This window comes from Arcobacter venerupis, from assembly GCF_013201665.1.
Classification (GTDB): domain Bacteria; phylum Campylobacterota; class Campylobacteria; order Campylobacterales; family Arcobacteraceae; genus Aliarcobacter; species Aliarcobacter venerupis.
On sequence record NZ_CP053840.1, the window covers coordinates 937,800 to 959,280 of the forward strand.

The 21,481-nt window shown below is 26.9% G+C and carries 21 protein-coding genes; all 21 read left to right on the forward strand.

The features are described from left to right. Genes AVENP_RS04595 through AVENP_RS04695 form a run of 21 tightly spaced genes read left to right on the forward strand, consistent with a single transcriptional unit; the run spans position 1 to position 21,475 of the window. Entirely contained in the window at positions 1-1,242 is a 1,242-nt protein-coding gene (locus AVENP_RS04595) for a nucleotide sugar dehydrogenase (protein WP_275402704.1), read from the forward strand. A 3-nt stretch (positions 1,243-1,245) separates the two neighbouring features. Next, entirely contained in the window at positions 1,246-2,115 is an 870-nt protein-coding gene (rfbA, locus tag AVENP_RS04600; RefSeq protein WP_128360268.1) for a glucose-1-phosphate thymidylyltransferase RfbA, read from the forward strand. After that, on the forward strand, positions 2,116-3,135 hold the full coding sequence (gene rfbB, locus AVENP_RS04605; RefSeq protein ID WP_128360269.1) for a dTDP-glucose 4,6-dehydratase: 1,020 nt from the start codon (positions 2,116-2,118) through the stop codon (positions 3,133-3,135). A gap of 1 nt (position 3,136) precedes the next feature. Beyond that, on the forward strand, positions 3,137-4,270 hold the full coding sequence (wecB, locus tag AVENP_RS04610) for a non-hydrolyzing UDP-N-acetylglucosamine 2-epimerase (protein ID WP_128360270.1): 1,134 nt from the start codon (positions 3,137-3,139) through the stop codon (positions 4,268-4,270). Between the two features lies 1 nt (position 4,271). After that, positions 4,272-5,468 (forward strand): UDP-N-acetyl-D-mannosamine dehydrogenase, encoded by a 1,197-nt coding sequence (gene wecC, locus AVENP_RS04615; RefSeq protein ID WP_128360271.1) that lies wholly within the window; start codon positions 4,272-4,274, stop codon positions 5,466-5,468. After that, positions 5,469-5,828 (forward strand): sugar 3,4-ketoisomerase, encoded by a 360-nt coding sequence (locus tag AVENP_RS04620; protein ID WP_128360272.1) that lies wholly within the window; start codon positions 5,469-5,471, stop codon positions 5,826-5,828. It abuts the gene before it with no gap. Beyond that, complete coding sequence (locus AVENP_RS04625; protein WP_128360273.1) at positions 5,829-6,914, forward strand: DegT/DnrJ/EryC1/StrS family aminotransferase; 1,086 nt, start codon at positions 5,829-5,831, stop codon at positions 6,912-6,914. Next, positions 6,911-8,044: a hypothetical protein gene (locus AVENP_RS04630; protein WP_128360274.1), complete on the forward strand. Its 1,134-nt coding sequence runs from the start codon at positions 6,911-6,913 to the stop codon at positions 8,042-8,044. The genes AVENP_RS04625 and AVENP_RS04630 overlap by 4 nt, the downstream gene beginning before the upstream one ends. Before the next feature lie 3 nt (positions 8,045-8,047). Beyond that, positions 8,048-8,923 carry a class I SAM-dependent methyltransferase gene (locus AVENP_RS04635; protein ID WP_128360275.1) on the forward strand — a complete coding sequence of 292 codons (876 nt, stop codon included), beginning with the start codon at positions 8,048-8,050 and terminating at the stop codon, positions 8,921-8,923. Continuing rightward, positions 8,913-9,737, forward strand: coding sequence for a class I SAM-dependent methyltransferase (locus tag AVENP_RS04640; protein ID WP_128360276.1), 825 nt, complete (start codon positions 8,913-8,915; stop codon positions 9,735-9,737). The genes AVENP_RS04635 and AVENP_RS04640 overlap by 11 nt, the downstream gene beginning before the upstream one ends. A gap of 2 nt (positions 9,738-9,739) precedes the next feature. Further along, the gene (locus AVENP_RS04645) at positions 9,740-11,155 is read left to right on the forward strand and encodes a lipopolysaccharide biosynthesis protein (RefSeq protein ID WP_128360277.1); all 1,416 of its coding nucleotides are present in this window, start codon (positions 9,740-9,742) and stop codon (positions 11,153-11,155) included. Between the two features lies 1 nt (position 11,156). Further along, entirely contained in the window at positions 11,157-12,059 is a 903-nt protein-coding gene (locus AVENP_RS04650; RefSeq protein WP_128360278.1) for a glycosyltransferase family 2 protein, read from the forward strand. After that, complete coding sequence (locus AVENP_RS04655; RefSeq protein ID WP_153802256.1) at positions 12,043-13,692, forward strand: hypothetical protein; 1,650 nt, start codon at positions 12,043-12,045, stop codon at positions 13,690-13,692. Before AVENP_RS04650 ends, AVENP_RS04655 begins: the two co-directional genes overlap by 17 nt. Next, a complete protein-coding gene (locus tag AVENP_RS04660) occupies positions 13,682-14,542 on the forward strand; it encodes a nitroreductase family protein (protein WP_128360280.1) in 861 nt (286 codons plus the stop codon). The genes AVENP_RS04655 and AVENP_RS04660 overlap by 11 nt, the downstream gene beginning before the upstream one ends. Position 14,543: 1 nt before the next feature. Further along, on the forward strand, positions 14,544-15,713 hold the full coding sequence (locus AVENP_RS04665) for a glycosyltransferase (protein ID WP_128360281.1): 1,170 nt from the start codon (positions 14,544-14,546) through the stop codon (positions 15,711-15,713). A gap of 2 nt (positions 15,714-15,715) precedes the next feature. Further along, positions 15,716-16,789 carry an EpsG family protein gene (locus AVENP_RS16095; protein ID WP_128360282.1) on the forward strand — a complete coding sequence of 358 codons (1,074 nt, stop codon included), beginning with the start codon at positions 15,716-15,718 and terminating at the stop codon, positions 16,787-16,789. 15 nt (positions 16,790-16,804) lie between these two features. Further along, a complete protein-coding gene (locus tag AVENP_RS04675) occupies positions 16,805-17,929 on the forward strand; it encodes a glycosyltransferase family protein (protein ID WP_128360283.1) in 1,125 nt (374 codons plus the stop codon). Further along, on the forward strand, positions 17,919-19,061 hold the full coding sequence (locus AVENP_RS04680) for an N-acetyl sugar amidotransferase (RefSeq protein WP_204514140.1): 1,143 nt from the start codon (positions 17,919-17,921) through the stop codon (positions 19,059-19,061). Before AVENP_RS04675 ends, AVENP_RS04680 begins: the two co-directional genes overlap by 11 nt. Further along, positions 19,058-19,669: an imidazole glycerol phosphate synthase subunit HisH gene (gene hisH / locus AVENP_RS04685; RefSeq protein ID WP_128360284.1), complete on the forward strand. Its 612-nt coding sequence runs from the start codon at positions 19,058-19,060 to the stop codon at positions 19,667-19,669. The genes AVENP_RS04680 and hisH overlap by 4 nt, the downstream gene beginning before the upstream one ends. Next, a complete protein-coding gene (locus AVENP_RS04690; RefSeq protein ID WP_128360285.1) occupies positions 19,670-20,428 on the forward strand; it encodes an AglZ/HisF2 family acetamidino modification protein in 759 nt (252 codons plus the stop codon). A gap of 3 nt (positions 20,429-20,431) precedes the next feature. Further along, positions 20,432-21,475 (forward strand): acyltransferase family protein, encoded by a 1,044-nt coding sequence (locus AVENP_RS04695; RefSeq protein WP_128360286.1) that lies wholly within the window; start codon positions 20,432-20,434, stop codon positions 21,473-21,475. The last annotated feature ends 6 nt before the right edge of the window (positions 21,476-21,481 follow it).

Genomic DNA, 21,481 nt, shown 5'->3' on the forward strand with positions numbered 1-21,481 from the left:
ATAAAAATTTGTGTAATTGGTCTTGGTTATGTAGGACTTCCTTTAGCTCATGCTTTTTCTGAAAAATATGAAGTAGTTGGATTTGACATATCACAATGGAGAATTGATGAATTATCATCTGGTTATGATAGAACTTTGGAGCTAAATGAATCTCAAGTAAAAGAAGCTATCAAAAATGGTATGAAATTTTCTTTAAACATAAATGATATTAGAGATTGTAATATTTATATAGTTACCGTTCCAACACCAATAGATAAAAATAAAAGACCAGACTTAACTCCTTTAATAAAAGCAAGCGAAACAATTGGAAAAGTGCTTAAAAAAGATGATATCGTTATCTACGAATCAACTGTTTATCCAGGAGCTACAGAAGAAGACTGTGTTCCAGTTTTAGAAAAATTCTCAAATATGAAATATAATGTTGATTTCTTTTGTGGATATTCTCCTGAGAGAATCAATCCAGGTGATAAAGAACATACAGTTACAAAAATTCTAAAAGTAACATCAGGTTCAACTCCTGAGATTGGTATCAAAGTGAATGAACTATATGCAAGTATTATAACTGCAGGTACTCACTTAGCTCCCACAATCAAAGTTGCAGAAGCTGCAAAAGTAATAGAAAATTCTCAAAGAGATATAAATATCGCATTTGTAAATGAACTAGCAATTATTTTTAATAAGTTAGGAATTAATACAAATGATGTACTTGAAGCAGCTGGAACAAAATGGAACTTTTTACCATTTAGGCCAGGATTAGTTGGTGGACATTGTATAGGAGTAGACCCATATTATTTAACTCATAAAGCTCAACAAGTAGGATATAACCCAGAAATCATTCTATCTGGAAGAAGATTAAATGATAATATGGGAATCTATGTAGCTAATCAAGTAATTAAACTTATGATAAAAAAAGGTCATAAAATAGAAGGTTCAAAAGTACTTGTGCTTGGAATTACTTTTAAAGAAAATTGCCCAGATATTAGAAACTCAAGAGTAATAGATGTTATTTCTGAACTACAAGAGTTTGGATGTGATATAACAGTATCTGATTATTGGGCTGATAAAGCTGAAGTAAAAAATGAATACAATCTAAACTTAGAGAATAATGTTAACTTTGATGACTATGAAGCTATTGTAATGGCTGTTTCACATGAAAAATATAAAACTTTAACTTTTGATAATAAAGATCAAGTTGTTTATGATATTAAAAGTATTTTAAAAAATAGTGATGGAAGATTGTAATAAATGAAAGGGATAATATTAGCAGGAGGAAGTGGAACAAGACTTTATCCAGTAACAAAAACTATAAGCAAACAACTACTTCCTATTTATGATAAACCAATGATTTATTATCCTTTATCTGTTCTAATGCTTGCAGGAATTAAAGAAATATTAATTATTTCTACTCCTCAAGATATTGGAAAATTTGAAGAACTATTAGGAAATGGTAGTGATTGGGGTATTAGTTTAGAGTATAAAATACAACCAAACCCTGATGGGCTAGCACAAGCATTTATTTTAGGGGAAGATTTTATAGGAAGAGATAGTGTTTGTTTAATCCTTGGAGATAATATATTCTATGGACAAGGCTTTTCTCCTATGCTTAAAGCAGCATCTTCAATAAAAGATGGTGCAGTTGTATTTGGATATCAAGTAAAAGACCCTGAAAGATTTGGTGTAGTTGAATTTGATGAAAATAAAAAAGCAATTAGTATTGAAGAAAAACCAACTAAACCAAAATCAAACTTTGCAGTAACTGGATTATACTTTTATGATAATGAAGTAATAGAAATTGCAAAAAATGTAAAACCATCACCAAGAGGAGAACTAGAAATTACAACAGTAAATGAAGAATATCTAAAAAGAGATAAACTAAAAGTTGAACTTCTAGGACGTGGATTTGCTTGGTTAGATACAGGAACTCATGATAGTTTGATTGAAGCTGGCCAATTTGTACAAACAATTGAACATAGACAAGGTTATAAAATAGCTTGTTTGGAAGAAATAGCCTATAACAATAAATGGATTTCAAAAGAACAAGTATTAAAAATTGCGAAACCATTATCTAAAAATGGATATGGACAATATCTAATAGATTTGATTAAAGAGAAATAAATGAAGAATATATTGCTAACAGGAACAGCTGGATTTATAGGATCAAACTTTGTTTCATATTTTTTAGATAAATATCCAGAATATAATCTAATAAATTTAGATTTATTAACTTATGCAGGAGACCTTGAAAATCTAAAAGAGTGTGAAACAAACCCAAGATATAAATTCATAAAAGGTGACATTTGTAATAGAGAATTAGTTGAATTTATATTTTCTGAATATGATATAAAAGGTGTAATTCATTTTGCAGCAGAATCACATGTGGACAACTCTATTAAAAATCCAGGGGTATTTGTCCAAACAAATGTAACTGGAACTTATACACTTGTTGATGTTTCAAAAAACTATTGGATGGAAAAACCATTTTTATATAAAGAAAAATATCAAAATGCAAGATTTCATCATATTTCAACTGATGAAGTATATGGAACACTTTCTTTAAATCCAGAAGATATGTTTACTGAATCAACACCTTATGCTCCAAACTCACCTTATTCAGCAACAAAAGCAAGTAGTGATATGATAGTAAAAGCATATACTGAAACATATGGAATGAATACAGTAATTACAAATTGTTCAAATAATTATGGACCAAAACAACATGATGAAAAATTAATTCCTACAATTATTAGAAATGCTCTAAAAGGAAATTCTATTCCAATCTATGGTGATGGAAAGAATATTAGAGATTGGTTATATGTACTTGATCATTGTAAGGGAATAGATTTAGTTTATCACATTGGTAAAAAAGGCGAAACTTATAATATTGGTGGAGGAAATGAACGAACAAATCTGCAAATTGTAAATATAATTTGCAGTATTTTAGATAAAGAAGTACCCAAAAAAGAATCATATTCTGAATTAATTACTTTTGTAGAAGATAGAGCAGGACATGATAGAAGATATGCAATTGACGCAACAAAACTTGAAAATGAACTTAGTTGGAAAGCAGATGAAAATTTTGATAGTGGGATAGTTAAAACTATTAATTGGTATTTAAATAAATATGGAGTTAAATAAAATGAAAAAACTATTATTAATATTTGGAACAAGACCAGAAGCAATAAAAATGGCACCATTAGTAAAAGCATTTGAAAATGAGCCAACAATAGAATCAAAAGTATGTGTAACAGCACAACATAGAGAGATGCTAGATCAAGTTCTTGAAATGTTTGATATAAAGCCTGATTATGACTTGAATATTATGAAAACAGGACAAGATCTTTTTGATGTAACTACTAATGTTCTTTTAGGATTAAAAGATGTTCTAAATGATTTTAATCCTGATGTTGTTTTAGTTCATGGTGATACTACAACTACAAGCGCCTCTTCATTAGCTGCTTTTTATAATAAAATAAAAATAGGACATGTAGAAGCAGGCTTGAGAACAGGTGATATGTATAGTCCTTGGCCAGAAGAAGCAAATAGACAAATAACTGGTGTATTAGCTAACTATCATTTTGCTCCAACATCAACTAGTGCCAATAATCTTCTAAAAGAAAATAAAAATCCAAATGATATTATTGTAACTGGTAATACAGTTGTTGATGCACTCTTTTTAGCATTAGATAAAATAGAGAATAATGATGAATTAAAAAGTAAAATATTAAATAATATAAACTCTCAATATAAAATAGATGAAAATAAAAAAATTATACTTGTAACTGGACATAGAAGAGAAAATTTTGGACAAGGATTTGTAAATATTTGTGAAGCATTAAAAACTCTTGCACTAAATAATCCTGATATTGATATAGTTTATCCAGTACATTTAAATCCAAATGTTCAAAAACCAGTAAATGAAATACTTTCAAATACCTCAAATGTATATTTAATAGAACCACTTCAATATGAACAGTTTATTTATATGATGAATAAAGCATATTTTATAATCACTGACTCAGGTGGAGTACAAGAAGAAGCTCCATCTCTTGGTAAACCAGTTCTTGTAATGAGAGATACAACAGAAAGACCAGAAGCAGTTGAAGCAGGAACAGTAAAATTAGTTGGAACAAATAGAGAATCTATTATCAAAGAAGCACAAAAACTTTTAGATAATAAAGAAGAGTATGAGAAAATGAGTAAAGCACATAATCCTTATGGAGATGGTAAGGCTTGTGAGAGAATTGTTAATTTTATTAAGGATGTGAAGTAGTATGAATCAAAATAAAAAAATATGTGTGATTGGACTTGGATATATAGGACTTCCTACAGCTGCATTATTAGCAAATAGAGGATATAATGTACATGGTGTGGATGTTGTTCAAAGTACTGTTGATACAATCAATCAAGGTAAAATTCATATAGTAGAGCCAGAACTTGATACATTTGTACAAAGTGCTGTAAATAGTGGAAAACTAAAAGCTAGTTTACTTCCTGATGTTGCTGATGTGTTTATCATAGCTGTGCCTACTCCATTTCATGAAGGATATGTACCTAATGTTGACTATGTTGTATCTGCAACAAAAGCAATATCTCCTTATGTAAAAGACGGTGATATCGTAATTCTAGAATCAACATCCCCTGTTGGAACTACTGAACTAGTAGAAGAAACTTTAAGAGCTGAGAATGTAGATACTAATAAACTTTATATTTCTCATTGTCCTGAAAGAGTACTTCCTGGTTATATTATGAGAGAACTTGTTGAAAATGATAGAATTGTAGGTGGATTAACTCCTGCAGCAACTGCAAAAACTGTAGAGTTTTATGAGACTTTTGTAAGTGGAGCAGTTCTTTCAACAGATGCAAGAACTGCAGAAATGGCAAAACTAACTGAAAATTCATTTAGAGATACTAATATAGCTTTTGCGAATGAGTTATCAATGCTTTGTGATAAGTTTGATATAAATGTATGGGAGCTTATATCTCTGGCAAATAGACACCCAAGAGTAAATATACTTCAACCAGGAGCTGGAGTTGGAGGTCACTGTATAGCTGTAGATCCATGGTTTATTGTACATGCAGGTGGTGAAATGGCAAAGATGATAAGAACAGCAAGAGAAGTAAATACATATAAAACTGAGTGGGCTATAGAGAAGATAAAAAATGCAGCTTTGAAGTTTGAATCTGAGAATGGAAGAAAAGCAAAAGTTGCTTGTATGGGACTGGCTTTTAAACCTGATATTGATGACTTAAGAGAATCACCAGCTTTATATATAACTAGAAGACTAAAAACTGATGGCATATATGTGTTAGCTGTAGAGCCAAATATAGATAGTCATAAAGAGTTTGAAATAGTAGATTACAAAGAAGCATTAGAGAACGCTGATATAGTTACTTTTTTGGTAGGGCATAAAGAGTTTAAAAAACTGGATATTAAGACTGATTTGGATTTTTGTGGAGTGTTAAATTAAATGGCTAGAATAATTAATTTACAAAAATTTAGTGATGAAAGAGGAAGTTTAACTGTAGTAGAAAAAATACTTCCTTTCGAAATAAAAAGATTTTACTATATCTACGATGTTACTTCTAAAAGAGGTGGTCATAGGCACAAAAAAACTATACAAGCATTGATGAGCTTAGGTGGAAGCTGTGAAGTATATGTAAATAATGGACAAAAAGAAGAGATTTTTTTACTAGATAGCCCTACTAAATGTTTGATATTAGAGCCAGAAGATTGGCATACTATGGATAAATTTTCAGAAGGTTCTACTTTGTTGGTTTTTTCTTCGGAGTTTTATGATAAAGATGATTATATTGATGAAGAGTACTAAATGATTGAATATGAAAATTTACAAAAAGTTAATGAAAAACTATTTGATAAATATAAAGAAAACTTTGATGTCTTTATGAAAAGTGGCTGGTATATTTTAGGAAGCCAAGTGAATAAATTTGAAAAAGAATTTGCCAATTTTTGTACTACAAACTATTGTGTTGGATTAGCTTCTGGGCTTGATGCTTTGATTATTGCAATCGATGCATTTGATTTCCCAAAAGAAAGCGAGATTATTGTTCCATCTAATACCTACATAGCAACAATCATGGCAATAGTAAGAAATGGATTTAAGCCAGTACTAGTCGAACCAAATATAGCAACATACAATATTGATAGTGTGAAAATAGAAGAAAAAATCACAAATAAAACAAAAGCTATTTTAGTAGTACATCTATATGGAAAAGCATGTGAGATGGATAAAATAAGCCAAATAGCCATGAAATATGATTTAAAAATCATCGAAGATTGTGCTCAAGCCCACGGTGCGAAATATAAGAATCAAAAAGTAGGAAGTTTTGGTATTGGCTGCTTTAGCTTTTACCCTACTAAAAATCTTGGTGCATTAGGTGATGCTGGAGCTATTACATGTGATGATAAGAACTATGTAAACAAAATCAAAGCTCTCAGAAACTATGGAAGCTCTACAAAGTACTATAATGATGTTCTAGGATATAACTCACGATTAGATGAAGTACAAGCAGGATTTTTATCTATAAAACTACAAATGCTTAATGAGATAACAAACCATAAAAGGGAACTTGCAAAAATGTACATGGATAATCTAAATGACAATTTTGTAAAACCTGTTGTTGATACAGATTATTTTGATGTATATCATATTTTTAATATACGACATTCTAAAAGAGATGAAGTTAAAGAATATTTATTAAATAATAATATTAAAACAGAGATACATTATCCTCTTGCACCTCATAAACAAAAAGCAATGAAAGGTATTATTGATGGTGATTACCCAATTAGTGAAGAGATACACAATACAACACTTAGTTTGCCAATATCATATTTTCACACAAAAGATGATATTTTGAAAGTTTGTGAAGTTTTAAATAGGTTTGTGAAATGATTACCACTATCGTAGATAAAACATATCTCTATAAAGAAGCTAGATATTTACTTGCCAGTATATATAAATATATGCCAGATGAAAAAATATATCTATTTTTAGTTAATTGTGATGAACATGTTAAAAAAGACATTTTAAATTGGAATCCTAACGTAATTATAGATTTTAGAATTTTTGATGTGCCAAAAGAACAACATAAATCATATATGTATGTGATGATGACTTTTGTTTTTGATTGGTTATTAAATGAGACTAAAATCAAAGAAGATATTATATATCTTGATGCAGATATAGTTTTAAAAGATAGTTTAAAAGATTTATATTCTCAACTAGAAAAGCATGACTTGATGTTTAGATACCATCCTTTTAATCGTATAAAAGGACCTACTTCTGAAGAGTTTGGAGGTATTATGAATAATGGTTGTGTAGTTATGAAAAATAATTTAGTTATGGCTGAATATTCAAAAAAGCTGAAGCAAAATATTCAAAACTATTTAGATACAAAAAAAGATCCAGTGATTTTTGTAGAGGAAGCAAAAGTTATAACATGTATAGACCAAGAGATGGAATTTACTACCTATATAGAGATGAAGGATAAGATAAACTTTTTTGCATTAGATAATATATATAATGACACACAATATACAAATATCGGAACAGTTTGGCATGCAAAAGGTGTACATAGAACTTATCCTGAGTATTTAATAGAATGTTATAAATATGGGCGAAAAGATGTAAATATTACTAAAGAGTATTTAAGACTTTACTGTCGTAAGTTTAAAAAACTAATAAAAAGTTTTTTTATAGAACCTGCTGAAAGTTTCGAGATAAAAGAGTTAGATGATATTTTCAAAAGCACAGATATAGAAAATATAGTTGTAGTAAATAGTAGTTTTTATTTAGATAATATAGTTTTACTTAAAGAAAAAACTATTAAATGCTATGACACAGACCCAGTGATTTATTATAAAAATAAGAATATATTAAAAAATAGTAATATTTTTCACGAATATATTGTGTATGATACACAATATATTGAAAAAAATAATTGTGATTTATTGATTTATGAAAATAAAAACACTAAAGTAATTTTATTATTAAACTATGAAATTAAAATAACAAAAGATTAAATAATGAATGAATATAAAATATCTAATACTTATACAATGCATACAAAAAATATTGGTGATTTAGCTAAAATCAAAGCAGTTTTAATAAAAAATCAAAATAAATATTATAAATTTTTGTATCCTGAGTGGACACATTATGTACGAGACAAAGAAATAGAATTATTAGCCTTAAGGTTAAATAAAAATCAAAAAATATTGGAAATTGGAAGTGGAGATGGTTATATAGCTTATGTATTAAAAGAAAAATATGGTTTAAATGTAACAGCATCAGATATAGAGCCACGTTACCCTCAATACACTAATGTTTTAAAGCTTGACGGACAATCCACACAATTACAAAATAGTCAATATGATGTAATAATTTCAGTCCATGTATTAGAACATATTGAAAATATCAACAGTGCACTAGGAGAATTCAAAAGACTTTTAAAAAATGATGGATATATGTATCATTTAGTTCCTTCTACTGGAATAATGTTTTTTACTACATTAGTTCAACCTTTATCTTATTTTAGAGGTATATTTTTATATTTAAATGGATATTTTTATTTAAAATATAAACCTTTTAAAAATAAAAATATATTACGGTTTTTTAAAAATTTTATTTTGTTTATTAATCCATATAATTTATTTTGGGGAACTGGACATGGGATAAATAATAGATTAAATTGTTTTAAAAACTGGAAAACTACTTCATGGAGCAAAATATTTAATAAAAATAATTTACAAATTGTCAATATTGAAGTAAGTACTATCGCATACAGTGTTCATAAGATTTTTCCTTTCAAATTCTTATCTTTTAGAAAATGGCTTGCTTCTAAAGGGTTCTCTTCCGCCAATCTATTTATACTAAAAAAAGAACAAAATAATGATATGTAGTATTTGTAATAATAAATTATATATTGTAAATAAACAAAAATACTCATTTTTTAAATGTGAAAATTGTAAAGCAATCTATAAAGCCTTTACTATTTTAAATGATTATAGTACTAATTCTGAAGATTATAATAAAATAACTAATAAAGATTATTTCAATCAAAATGTAATGTCTTTTGCAAATAATCCTATAATGGAAATAATAAAAATATATGCAAGTGATACATCAAAAATTTTAGATATAGGATGTTCAAATGGAGCGTTTTTAAAAGCTTTAAAAAGTAATAATATTAATAATGTTTTTGGAATTGATATCCAAGAAGATACTATAGAATTTGCACAAAAACAAAACTTACAATGTTATTATGGACTTTTCCCAAATAAAATTCCTAAAGAACTTGAACAAAAATACAATATTATTACAAGTTTTGAGAATATTTATTATATGCCTAATTTAATAGATTTTTTTGAAAAGGCTATTGATTTACTTGAAAACAATGGAAAACTAGTATTAAAGTTTAATCAATCTAGTTCAAGTTATTATATTAAATACCCTTATCATATTAGAGTAGTTGATTTTAATGTATTTATAAATATAGAAACCATTATTTTTTTAGCTAATAAATATAAGCTGAATATTTTAGACGTAAAAGCTTTTAGCAGTAGTTATATTAGTGATTATTTTGGATATAGCTCTTGGAAAACAAAACCAAAAAAAGAAAAAAATTTTTTTTTAAAAGTTTTTGATAAATTATCTGGCTATGTAATTCCTATTAAGTATACTGATAAAATTATTGTAGTTTTAGAGAAGAAATAAATTTGAAAACAAGTAATCAGTTTAATAAAATATTTAAACATGGAAGTGGATACTTTCTAGTAAGTTTGCTCACTAAAGCTACAGGGTTTATTCTACTTCCTATTATCACAAGATACTTATCACTTGATGAATATGGTCTGTATACGAATATTCAGTCAGCACAAATGATTATGTATCTTTTTGCTACATTTAGTCTTGATGCTGCGTATGGAAGATTTATTTATGATTATAATACTTCTAAAAAAAGACTTATGTTGCTTACAAGTACTATTTTTACAGTATTTATAGTTTGGAATATATTTTATTTAGGCTTATCTGGTGTTGGTGTTTATTATTTGATTGATAGCTGGGGTTTTCAAGAGCTACTTATAGCTTTTCTATTACCTTTTATAGTCTTATTTCAGCAGTTTGTCGCTTTAAATACATCTCTTATGCAGTCTAGGCATTATACTCGAAAATTGTTATCTATTACTACAAGTGCATTTTTTGTGACTCAAGTTGTAGTTTTAATATCTTTAATTGTATTTGATTTAGGAATTCATTCTTTTTTTATAGCTCAGTTTTTAGTTGGATTTGTTGTAATGTTTATACATATAAATCTTATGAAAAAAGAAGGATTGTTAAAGTTATTTATCTTTAAAAAAACTACTTTTAAAAAGAACTTTAAGTATGCATTAGGTTATATGCCAGCTTCATTTAGTGGATGGATATTTACACTTAGTGATAGATACATCATCACTTATTATGTATCTTTATCTATGGCGGGTAAATATTCTTTTCTTGTACAATTAACTATGATAATACAATTTATTATGCAAGCAATAGATACTGCATATGGACCTATATTCATGGCTTTGATGAAAGAAAAGACACAGGAGAATATAGATAAAATGAAATCTTACTTTACAGTTATGACCTTTTTCCTTTTATCAGTATATTTGAGTATGGTATTATTTATGCCTTTTATAATTGATTCTTTTTTTCCAGAACATTATAGAGGAGATTATTTACTTATATCAATATTATCTATGGGGTTTGTATTTTTAGCAATTCGAAAAATGTTTGCTAATGCACTAGTGTATTACAAAAAATCTTTTTGGATAAGTATTAGTGGATATATACCCGCTATAGTTAACCTTGGTCTGAATTTTATATTTGTTCCAAAATATGGGATGTATGCAGCTGCTTGGTCAACATTGGCAAGTTTTTTCTTATATGGGACTATTGTATTTTTTATGGCTCAAAAGTTACAAAAATTTGAATTTGATTATCTAAAAATAGCTATATTTTTTATAATTGCTACATCATTTACTGTTATTAGTTACGAATATTCAAATTTGGTAGTAAATTTTATTTTGATAAGTTTATTTTTATTACTAGGATATTTTAGTGGAATAAATAAGTTGATTAGGAGTTAAATTGATAAAAAAAATAATTAGAAAATGGTTGAAACCAAATGGCATATCTGTATTACTTGCAGCGCAAAACGAAGAAAAAACAATTAGATTATGTGTAGAATCTTTTTTAGAATTTGGTGATGAAATTATCATAGTGACAAATGGTTCGACAGATAACACAAGAGAAATATGTAAAGAGTTAGTTAAAGAATGCCCTGATAAAGTGCAGTTTTATGACAAACCTGACCTTCCTGATTTGTATTATAATAGAGCTTATGCATTAACTAAAGCTAAGTATAGATGGATTGCAAAGTTCGATGCTGATTTTATTGCATATAATGATGAAGATGCTGATTTGAGTATCAGTCATTTAAGAAAAAGAATTTTAAATACTATACCTTTTTGGTTGATATCATTTAGAATAAAACTTGTAAATATATATAAAACTATAAGACAATGTGGTATAGATAAACGTGAAAGAAAAATGGGTGATAATAAAAAGAAAGAAGGACACTATGTACCACCTATTTATACAGAGATGGATAAAATTTTTTTAAATACGCCATTGTTGAAGTTTAAAAGAATGGGTAGAACTGAACATATACCATATACAAGATTATACTTAAAATACAAAACATCAAATCCTTCCTTTTTTCACTTAACTCTTAAATCTGAAGAGAACCTTTTTTACAGATCAGAAAGAACAAATTGGAGAGAAAAAGGTGATTTTGAAACTTACCCTACATTAGAAGATTATATTTTAAATTATGTTTTACCTCAGAAGTACAAAACTACGAAACATGAAGCAATCAAAAAATATAGTAAAAATCATGTTGAACCTTATCTCATGAAATATGATGAAGATAGAAATTATCCTTATCCTGAGAGAATAAAAAAAGAGATGGATAGTGGATATTTTAACTAAACAATATAACTATATAAAATCATGCATAAATGACAAAAGGCAAATAGTAGATAAAAAACTAAAGTCACCTTTAGAGTTTCAGTATCATTATACATCCTTTATACTTTCATCAATAATGATGAATGATACCGAACATTTAGAACAAGTTGTGCAATATTATCTAAGTATTTCAAAAGAGAAGATGAAGCCTTCAAATGATTTTAATGTGGCTTTGCTTTTGCTGGCACTTGAAAATGATAAAAATAATTTACTTTCAGAATATAAAGAAGTTATTTTGAAAAGTATTTATCACAATAATGATGAAGAGCTATATAAACTAAATAATAACTTTAGAGCTTTACGATTGGTTGGGCTTTTACTCGAAGATAAGATTACCCAAGAAAAGCTAAATACTATAAAGATAGACAAAGAGATAGAGTGGGTTTTAAATCTTCAGTTTGAAGATGGCTTTTTCCCTGATTCAAATATGAAATATGAAGTAGAAAAAAACAGAGGTGTACCACATCTTATATATCATACAAAGATAACTATGTGCTTAGGTATAGCTTATCGTTGTACTCAAGATAGTAGGCTTTTAGAAACTTTTAACAAAGCTATAGATGTTTTATTAGATTTATCTATAGAGAATTATTACTTTTTTTATGGAAGAAGTACAAATGCTCTTTTTGGTTATGGATCTTTTTATCTAACTCTAATGATGGCTTATAAGTTTAATAATGATGCAAAGTATTTAAAACTAGCAGAGGATGTTCTAATGTATTTACAAAAGTTTCAACATGATGATGGGCATGTATCTATAAACTTAAATCAAGACGATAGCAATCGCTTAGGTTTTGATGCATACATGTATGATTTAGTTTATAACACTTACTCAAATGCTATGTTTTTATATGCAAATAGTATAAAAAAAGATTTAATACCTTTAGAACTAAATGAAGAAAAAAAAAAGATACCAAATATAAGAGTTTATAAAGATAGTGGTTTTGTAGTGCATGAATATAAAAGTATAAAATACTGTTTTAACTATAAAGGGCATCAAGATAGTTTAAAACATAGATTTGATAGTAGAGTATCACCTTTTTCACTACTATATTTTCAAAAAGATGGGCAAAACTTGCTTCCTGCAGTTGGATACAAGCCTAGAGGGATTTTATCTTTGGTTGAAAAGAAATTTCATTTTAAAAAGATATATGCAAGATGGTATCAGTTGGTAAATTATGATTGGCTCCCACTTTTTAGTGGAAATAGCTTTTTTTATGAAAAAGATGGGATGAAGTTTTATCCTTTTAGATGTGTAAAGATGTTAAAATTAAGAAATATTTTAATACTTAAGTTTGAATCAAAAGCAAGAAAACTTTTTAGTAAAAAAGAGACTTTTGATAAATTCGTTATAAGTATTAAACTTTTAAAAGAGCCAAAATGTAAAATTATATTTTATGAAAAAGTTGATGAACTCTTTTTTACATACAGAGAAATACAAGAGCAAAATAATTTTGAATATAGCTTTTCAAAAGAGTATAAAAAGTTAAAAATTCTCAGCATAGAAACAAGTTATAAAAAAGCGGATTTACATAGATGTAGATTTGAAGATATTAAAAAACTAGAGATAAAGGTAAAAACAAGTGATAGCTAAACTCATAATATATTTAAAAGCATTAAAAACTTTTTTAAGAACAAAGTCAATCAAAAGAGCAAAGTTTTTGATTTATGAGCAAGATATAGATGTATCAAAATTTGATGATGATATGCTGATAGCCCAACTTGGTTACTTTGGACACCATACAGAAAAAGCACTCAAACATCATAATCGTGGAGAAAGAGGGAAACACAAAAGAGATAAACTATTACAACTAGTAAAAGAAGCTGAAAAAAGAAATATACAAGAAGCAAAACTCATAGAGTGGGTAAAACACCTCATAGAGTACTATGATACAAACAAAGAAATATATATAAAAAAAACAGATGAAATAAAAGTACATCCACAAAAAGATGAAATACTAAAGTTTATAAAACAAAGAACTACAACAAGATTTTGGCAAGCAAAAGAGATAGATGATGAGATTATTAATGATATACTAGAAACTGCTATGAGTTCAGCTCTATCTTGTAACAGGCAAACCATAAGATTTGCAGTAGTTAAAAATAAAGTTGAAAATATGGTTGTAGGAGATAGTAACAACAAAAGTATGTTCGATAAAGCTCCTGTCGCTATATATGTGGCAGATGATGAAAGATTTTTTCCAGAAAAATATGGAAATGCTTTGGATGTAGGTGGAGTATGTAGTTTAATTCAACTAGCTGCAAGTGCTTATGGAATAAGTGGGAGTTGGATATATCATAGTGAATCTTATGAACAGAATAGATTAAAGAAACAATTAGGATTTAAAGACTATATGTACATTTATTCATCTATTACTTTAGGGTACTCAAGTGATAAGCAAGAAAAACCACCTCGGTGTAAAGTTAATAGGTTTATAGTTTAAAATGAAAACTAAAATTTATTACTTAACCCGTTCATACTACCCATACCAAAAAGGTGGTGGTCCACTTATGAGAACAGGTGCGGTGAAATACCTAAAAGAACTTGGTTGGGATGTGATTGTTGTAATGCCAAACTATGATACTAAAGAGTTTAAAATTGAAGATGACATTTGGCAGATACCTTTTAAGGGTAAGCATATTCAAAAGTTAGCATCTCTTTTTGAAAGAGTGGGGATATATGAAGATTATCTTGATAAGTGGCTGGATTATGTTTTGAAGTATCTAAAAAATAAAATATCAAAAGAAGATATGATTTTTGCCACAAGTGGTGGTGAACTGGGTATGATAAAATTGGGATCACTTTTACAAGAGAAAATTGAATGTAAATTTGTAGTGAATTTTAGGGATCCTTTAAACTATGGATATATGAATGGTCTTAGAAGAGATAAAAAACCTCATATAGGTAGAATTAAAACTCATGAGAAGTATATACAAAACGCTAATTTGATTATCACTTCATCAAAGTATTACGCGGATACTCTTAAAAGACAATTTAGTAATTTAGCTGATAAAATTCATAATAACTATTTTGGATATATAAAAGAGATTGATTTGTCTCAGTATAAAAAACAACTATCAGATAAACTCAGAATTGCTTATGCTGGGATGATGAGTAGTACTCAAAAACCAGAATTGCTTTATGAAGCATATAAAAAACTAAACAGTAGTGATGTAGAGCTTTATTTTATAGGAAATAGAAAGAATTATAAACCATTACAGAATATAGACGATAACAATGTATATTTTATTGACTTTTTACCTCATGAAGAATTTTTGAAGTTTATGTGTGAAAATATAGATGTAGGATTTGTAAGTTTGGTAAATGATTACTATGGAGCTTGTGTACCATCTAAAATTTATGAATATATTAATTTAGGATTGCCTATGCTTGGGGTATTACCAAATGGTGATGGTAAGGAGATGATAAATGATATGGGATTTGGACTTGCTTGTAGTTATAATGATATATGTAAATTAAGTGAAAATATAAAAGAGATGTTGGATGATAAAATATTGAGAGAATATAAGATAAATGTGTTGGATAAAAAAGTTGAATTTTCTATGGAAAAGAAGATAAAAGAAGTAGAAATATTATTGAAAGAGATTAGTTAAATATGCATTATTTTCTTTGGATAAATTTAACTATACTTTTAAGTATTTTATCATTTTTATTAAAAAAAATTAGAATAAGTAATTATTTAATAAATACACATATTTTGATTACGATAGTCCTGCTTTTAGGATTTTATGTTTTTAGAGATATAAAACTAGGTTCTGATTTTCAAGGATATGTTTCTCATTATGATATGCTTCTTAATAATGAATTTTCAATACTTGCAAAAGAAAAAGAATATTTATATATTTTTTTAGAAAAAATATTTGTATTTTTTAACTTGCCTTATGAGGTGTTTTATGGATTTTTGTATACAATAATTTATATCTTCATATTTAAAGCTACTAACAAGTATTATTTTCTTTCTCCTCTAATAGTTTTTTCAATTTTTGTAGGTGGATTTTTCTTTTTTTCCTTGTCTGGAGTACGACAGTCTTTATCAATTGCAATATTTTTTTATTCAATAACTTTTATAATTAATAAAAATATAATCCAATATATCTTAATGATTTTTTTTGCTTCATTATTTCATTTAAGTGCTATCGTTCTTTTACCTTTATATTTCATAAATAAAATTAAATATTACTATAAGTTATTTCTATTTATATATATACTTACAATTATTCCTCAAATTAAATTTTATATTAATATTTTTGTAGAAATATTAATGAAAAAAACAATTGAGTTGATTCCATTGTTAAGCCCATATTTAAATTATTTAGAAACAAATAAAGTTTTACAAAATGGGGATACAAGTCTCGGATTTGGTTTTGTCTTAATGCAACTAATAAATTTTATAATATTAATAAGGGCAAAGAGTATATTATCAGTTAATCATTATTTTAAAGTCTATTATATATTATTTTTTATAAGTTGTACAATGTATAATCTTTTTTACAATGTTGAATTAATAACAAGAATAAATATATATTTTAATATTTCTTTTTTAATTGTATTTTCTTTAACTATATATTACTCATATACAAAATTTCAACAAATCATTTCACTATTTTTAATTTTTTTTAGTATTATTTTAGTTCAAGGAAGAATCAATGCCCTTCTTAATTATTTGTAAATGTAAGAGGTGTATATGAAACAAAAAATATTATTTATTTTTCCTGTATTAGGACAACCTAGAGATTCTAAAAGAGTCTCTATGGTTAAAGAGTTTTGCTTTGATGTAAAAGTGAGTGCATTTGAGAGGGATTATCATAAGGGAAGACTACCTGATTGTGAGAGTGTATCATTAGGAAAAATATCTCATGGTAAGTACCTTAACCGTATTTTAAAAATACTTAAGGCTCTTCCTTTACTTCGAGAAGAGATTAAAAAATCTGACATTATTTATGCTTCAGGTCCTGATATGGCATATATGGGTTTAATAGCAGCGTTAGGGCTAAAAAAACCACTTATTATTGAAGTAGGAGATATTCGTGAAATACAAGTTAAGAAAGGTTTTATAGGAAATTTTATTAGAAGAATCGATAACTATTTGGTGAATAAATGTTCTTTAATTATTGTAACTGCACCTGATTTCTTAAATCAATATTATAAAAAATGGCTCAATTTAAAAATACCAGCTATTATTTTAGAAAATAAGTTGGAAAAAAATTTAAATAATGGCATATCTAATAAAATAAAGAATTTTAAAGGCAAAATAAAAATAGGTTATTTTGGACTTATAAGGTGCCCTTGGTCTTTTGAAGTGCTGAAGCAGTTTGCTCTTAAAAATACTCAAAATGTAGAAGTAGTAATAGCGGGATATCCAATGAATCCATCAAACATAGAAAAGGCGATTGAAGGTATTGAAAATATGAAGTATATAGGTGAATATAAGTCTCCTGATGATTTATATTCCTTGTACAATCAAGTGGATATAGTATGGGCAAGTTATGAGTATATAAAAGATGATGATTGGAATCTAAAGTGGGCAAGAACAAATAGATTTTATGAAGCATGTTTTTTTCAAAAACCAATTATTTCAAGACATACTTCAAATGATGGAAATGCAGTAGAAAAATACAATATTGGAATAACATTGAAAAATAGAGATATAAATAAAACAATAAATGAATTAGAAAAGGTAAATCATTCAAAGTTAAAGATTTGGACTGAAAATATTAAAAAACTACCAAAAGAATATTATATTTATACAAATGAATATGATACGTTTAAAGAAGCATTATTAAAAGTGGGAGAAAAGTGTGATAAATAAAAGAAAATATCAAATTTGTACAAATTGTGTTATGGATACTACAGATTCTAAAATAAGTTTTGATGAAAATGGAGTTTGTGATCATTGTCAAACATTTAATAAAGATATAAAACCAAACTGGCATACTGATGAAAAAGGTTTTGAAGAAATTTCTAAAATTGCTGAACAGATTAAAAAAGAAGCTTTGGGAAAAGATTTTGATTGTATTATTGGTATGAGTGGAGGTATTGATAGCTCTTATTTAGTGTATTTAGCAAAAGAAAAATTAGGGTTAAGACCTTTAGTTTTTCATGTTGATGCTGGATGGAATTCTCAACAAGCAGTACATAATATTGAGCAAATTGTAGACAAGCTAAATTTGGAGCTTTATACAGAGGTTATAGACTGGGAAGAGATGAAAGATTTACAATTGGCATATTTCAAAGCTGGTGTTTCCAATATTGATACTCCTCAGGATCATTCTTTTTTTGCTACTATGTATAAATTTGCACAAAAATATGATGTCAAATATATCTTAACAGGAGGAAATTATTCGACTGAATGTATAAGGAATCCTTTAGAGTGGATGTATTATCAATCTGATTCTATACAGTTAAAAGATATTCATAGTAAATTTGGCGCAAAGCCACTTAAGAATTTTCCTGTGACAAATATTCTTTGGCACAAAGTTTATTTGCCATATATTAAAAAAATAAAACTTATTAGACCTCTTGATTTTATGCCATATAATAAAGAAGAAGCAACTCAGTTTTTAGTTGATAAATTCGGTTATCAAAGATATGTACAAAAGCATTTTGAGTCAAGATTTACTAAGTTTTATGAATCTTATTGGCTCCCTAAAAAGTTTGGATTTGATACAAGAAAGGTACAGTATTCAAGTTTGATTGTAACTGGTCAAATGACTAGAGAAGAAGCATTAGAAAAATTAAAAAAGCCCGCATATGACGAAGAAACTATTAAACAGGATTTTGAATATATAGCAACAAAAATAGGCATTACTTTAGAAGAACTTCAAGGTTATATGGATGCTCCAAATAAAACATATAAAGATTATAAGAACCAAATGACTATTTATGATTTCGGAGCAAAAATACTAAAAATGTTAGGTATAGAAAAAGGTGGTAAAAGATGATTGGTATTATTGATTATGGAGTAGGAAATATAAAAGCTTTTGCAAATATATACAAAAATTTTGATCTACCTTTTAAAATTATAAAAAATATAGCTGAATTTGAAAATATAACTAAATTAATTCTTCCTGGGGTTGGTTCTTTTGATCATGCAATGACAAGTTTACAAAATTCAGGAATGAGAGAAAAACTTGATGAGTTAGTTTTAGAAAAAAAAATCCCAATGATAGGCATTTGTGTAGGTATGCAAATGCTTGCAAAATCCAGTGAAGAGGGAACTTTAAATGGATTAGGTTGGATAGATGGTGTTGTAAAAAAGTTTGATAAATCAAAAATAAAGAATGGACCATTACCACATATGGGATGGAATAATCTTAATATAGAAAAAAAAAATAAAATATTTGAAAATCTTGAAGAAAATCCACGATATTATTTTTTACATTCATATTATTTTGAATGTAATAATAAAGATAATGTGATAGCAACTGCAACTTATGGAGAAAAATTTGATTGTATGATTAATCATGAGAATATCTATGGTATTCAGTGTCACCCTGAAAAAAGCCATTATAATGGAATACAACTTTTAAAAAATTTTGGAGAACTGTAGATGTTAGCACCTAGAATAATACCTTGTCTTTTAGTACACAATAAAGGATTAGTAAAAACAGTAAAGTTTAAAGATCCAAAATATGTGGGTGATCCTATTAATGCAGTAAAGATTTTTAATGAAAAAGAATCTGATGAATTAATGGTTTTGGATATAGATGCAACAGTTGAACATCGAGAACCAGATTATAAAATGATTGAAAATTTAGCGACTGAATGTCGAATGCCTTTGTGTTATGGGGGCGGAATTAGAACAGTAGAACAAGCTACAAAAATATTTAATCTTGGTGTAGAAAAAATAGCATTAAGTTCTGCTGCAATTGAAAATCCAAAATTACTTACAGATATTGCTAAAGAAGTTGGAAATCAAAGTGTTGTAGTAGTAATTGATGTAAAGAAAAGAATGTTTGGTGGATATGATGTATATACTCATAATGGTACAAAAAAAACAAAAATTGATTTGGAAAAATTTGTCATAGATTTACAATCTTTTGGTGTTGGAGAAATAGTTATAAATTCTATAGATAATGATGGAGTTATGAAAGGTTATGATTTAAATTTAATTGAAAAAATTAAACCGTTAATAGATATTCCAATGACTGTTCTTGGTGGAGCTGGTTCATTAGATGATGTTAGTTCACTAATTGAAAAATTTGGAATTATAGGCTGTTCTGCAGGAAGTTTATTTGTTTTTAAAGGTAAGTATAAAGCAGTTTTAATTAATTATCCAAATAAAACAGATAAAGAAAAGATTCTATAATATATGAAAAAGAATAATTTTGATTTATTAAGGCTTATTGCTGCTTTGCAAGTTGTATTAATGCATACTACTAAACATGTTCTGTTAGAGCATAATTATAATTTAAATGTTTTTTGGGCTTCTGTAATAAAAATTTTATCATATATTGAAGGAGTTCCAATCTTTTTTCTAATAAGTGGATTTCTTATTACAATGTCTTATGATAGAAATTCAAATCTAAGAGATTATATTCAAAATAGATTTTTAAGGATTTTCCCTGGATTATATTTAAACATTTTTCTTGGTGTTATAATATTATATTATTTTGGATATCTACATCTTAATCTAGAATTTTTTAGTTGGTTAATAGCACAACTTACCATAGTTCAGTTTTACAACGCAGAAATGTTTAGAGGATTTGGAGTAGGTGTAATTAATGGTTCTTTATGGACTATTTCAGTTGAATTATCTTTTTACATTATTTTACCAATACTATTTATACTTTTTAAGAAACAAAAAGTTTTTTTTATAATCATTTCATTAGTTTCTTTTTTTATTTGGAATTATGATTTAAATAATACAAAAGATGTGTTTATTAATAAGCTAGTACATGTATCTATTCTTCCATATATATTTTTATTTATAATTGGTATATGTTTTTATAAATTTTTTAATAAAGTAAAGATTTATATTGAAAATAAATTCGTACTTTGGTGTATTCCTTTTATAGTCTTCAACAGTGTTATTTATTATTTTAGTATTGAAGCTAATTTTTTTATTAATATTCTAAAATGGTTTATTTTTTCATTTTTAATTTTTTCATTTGTTTTTTCATTTAAAAATTTAAGTTACAAAATATTGTATGGAAATGATTATACTTATGGAATATATATATATCATATGTTAGTAATAAATATTTTAGTTCATTTAAATTTTGTAGCTGAGATTAAATACTTTGTAATAGCTATTGTTTTAAGTATCATTTTAGGTATATTTTCTTGGCATTTTATTGAAAAACCAATGTTAAAGTTAAAAAAACATAGCATATTTAAACAAAGAGAAAAATAATAGGAA

What these genes read in the sequence shown, in the direction of transcription:
- AVENP_RS04625 (WP_128360273.1), top strand. Translation starts at nt 5,829, where the DNA reads ATGATTGAATATGAAAATTTACAAAAAGTTAATGAAAAACTATTTGAT.
- rfbB (WP_128360269.1), top strand. Translation starts at nt 2,116, where the DNA reads ATGAAGAATATATTGCTAACAGGAACAGCTGGATTTATAGGATCAAAC.
- AVENP_RS16095 (WP_128360282.1), top strand. Translation starts at nt 15,716, where the DNA reads ATGCATTATTTTCTTTGGATAAATTTAACTATACTTTTAAGTATTTTA.
- rfbA (WP_128360268.1), top strand. Translation starts at nt 1,246, where the DNA reads ATGAAAGGGATAATATTAGCAGGAGGAAGTGGAACAAGACTTTATCCA.
- wecC (WP_128360271.1), top strand. Translation starts at nt 4,272, where the DNA reads ATGAATCAAAATAAAAAAATATGTGTGATTGGACTTGGATATATAGGA.
- AVENP_RS04620 (WP_128360272.1), top strand. Translation starts at nt 5,469, where the DNA reads ATGGCTAGAATAATTAATTTACAAAAATTTAGTGATGAAAGAGGAAGT.
- AVENP_RS04630 (WP_128360274.1), top strand. Translation starts at nt 6,911, where the DNA reads ATGATTACCACTATCGTAGATAAAACATATCTCTATAAAGAAGCTAGA.
- AVENP_RS04695 (WP_128360286.1), top strand. Translation starts at nt 20,432, where the DNA reads ATGAAAAAGAATAATTTTGATTTATTAAGGCTTATTGCTGCTTTGCAA.
- AVENP_RS04675 (WP_128360283.1), top strand. Translation starts at nt 16,805, where the DNA reads ATGAAACAAAAAATATTATTTATTTTTCCTGTATTAGGACAACCTAGA.
- wecB (WP_128360270.1), top strand. Translation starts at nt 3,137, where the DNA reads ATGAAAAAACTATTATTAATATTTGGAACAAGACCAGAAGCAATAAAA.
- AVENP_RS04640 (WP_128360276.1), top strand. Translation starts at nt 8,913, where the DNA reads ATGATATGTAGTATTTGTAATAATAAATTATATATTGTAAATAAACAA.
- AVENP_RS04635 (WP_128360275.1), top strand. Translation starts at nt 8,048, where the DNA reads ATGAATGAATATAAAATATCTAATACTTATACAATGCATACAAAAAAT.
- hisH (WP_128360284.1), top strand. Translation starts at nt 19,058, where the DNA reads ATGATTGGTATTATTGATTATGGAGTAGGAAATATAAAAGCTTTTGCA.
- AVENP_RS04665 (WP_128360281.1), top strand. Translation starts at nt 14,544, where the DNA reads ATGAAAACTAAAATTTATTACTTAACCCGTTCATACTACCCATACCAA.
- AVENP_RS04690 (WP_128360285.1), top strand. Translation starts at nt 19,670, where the DNA reads ATGTTAGCACCTAGAATAATACCTTGTCTTTTAGTACACAATAAAGGA.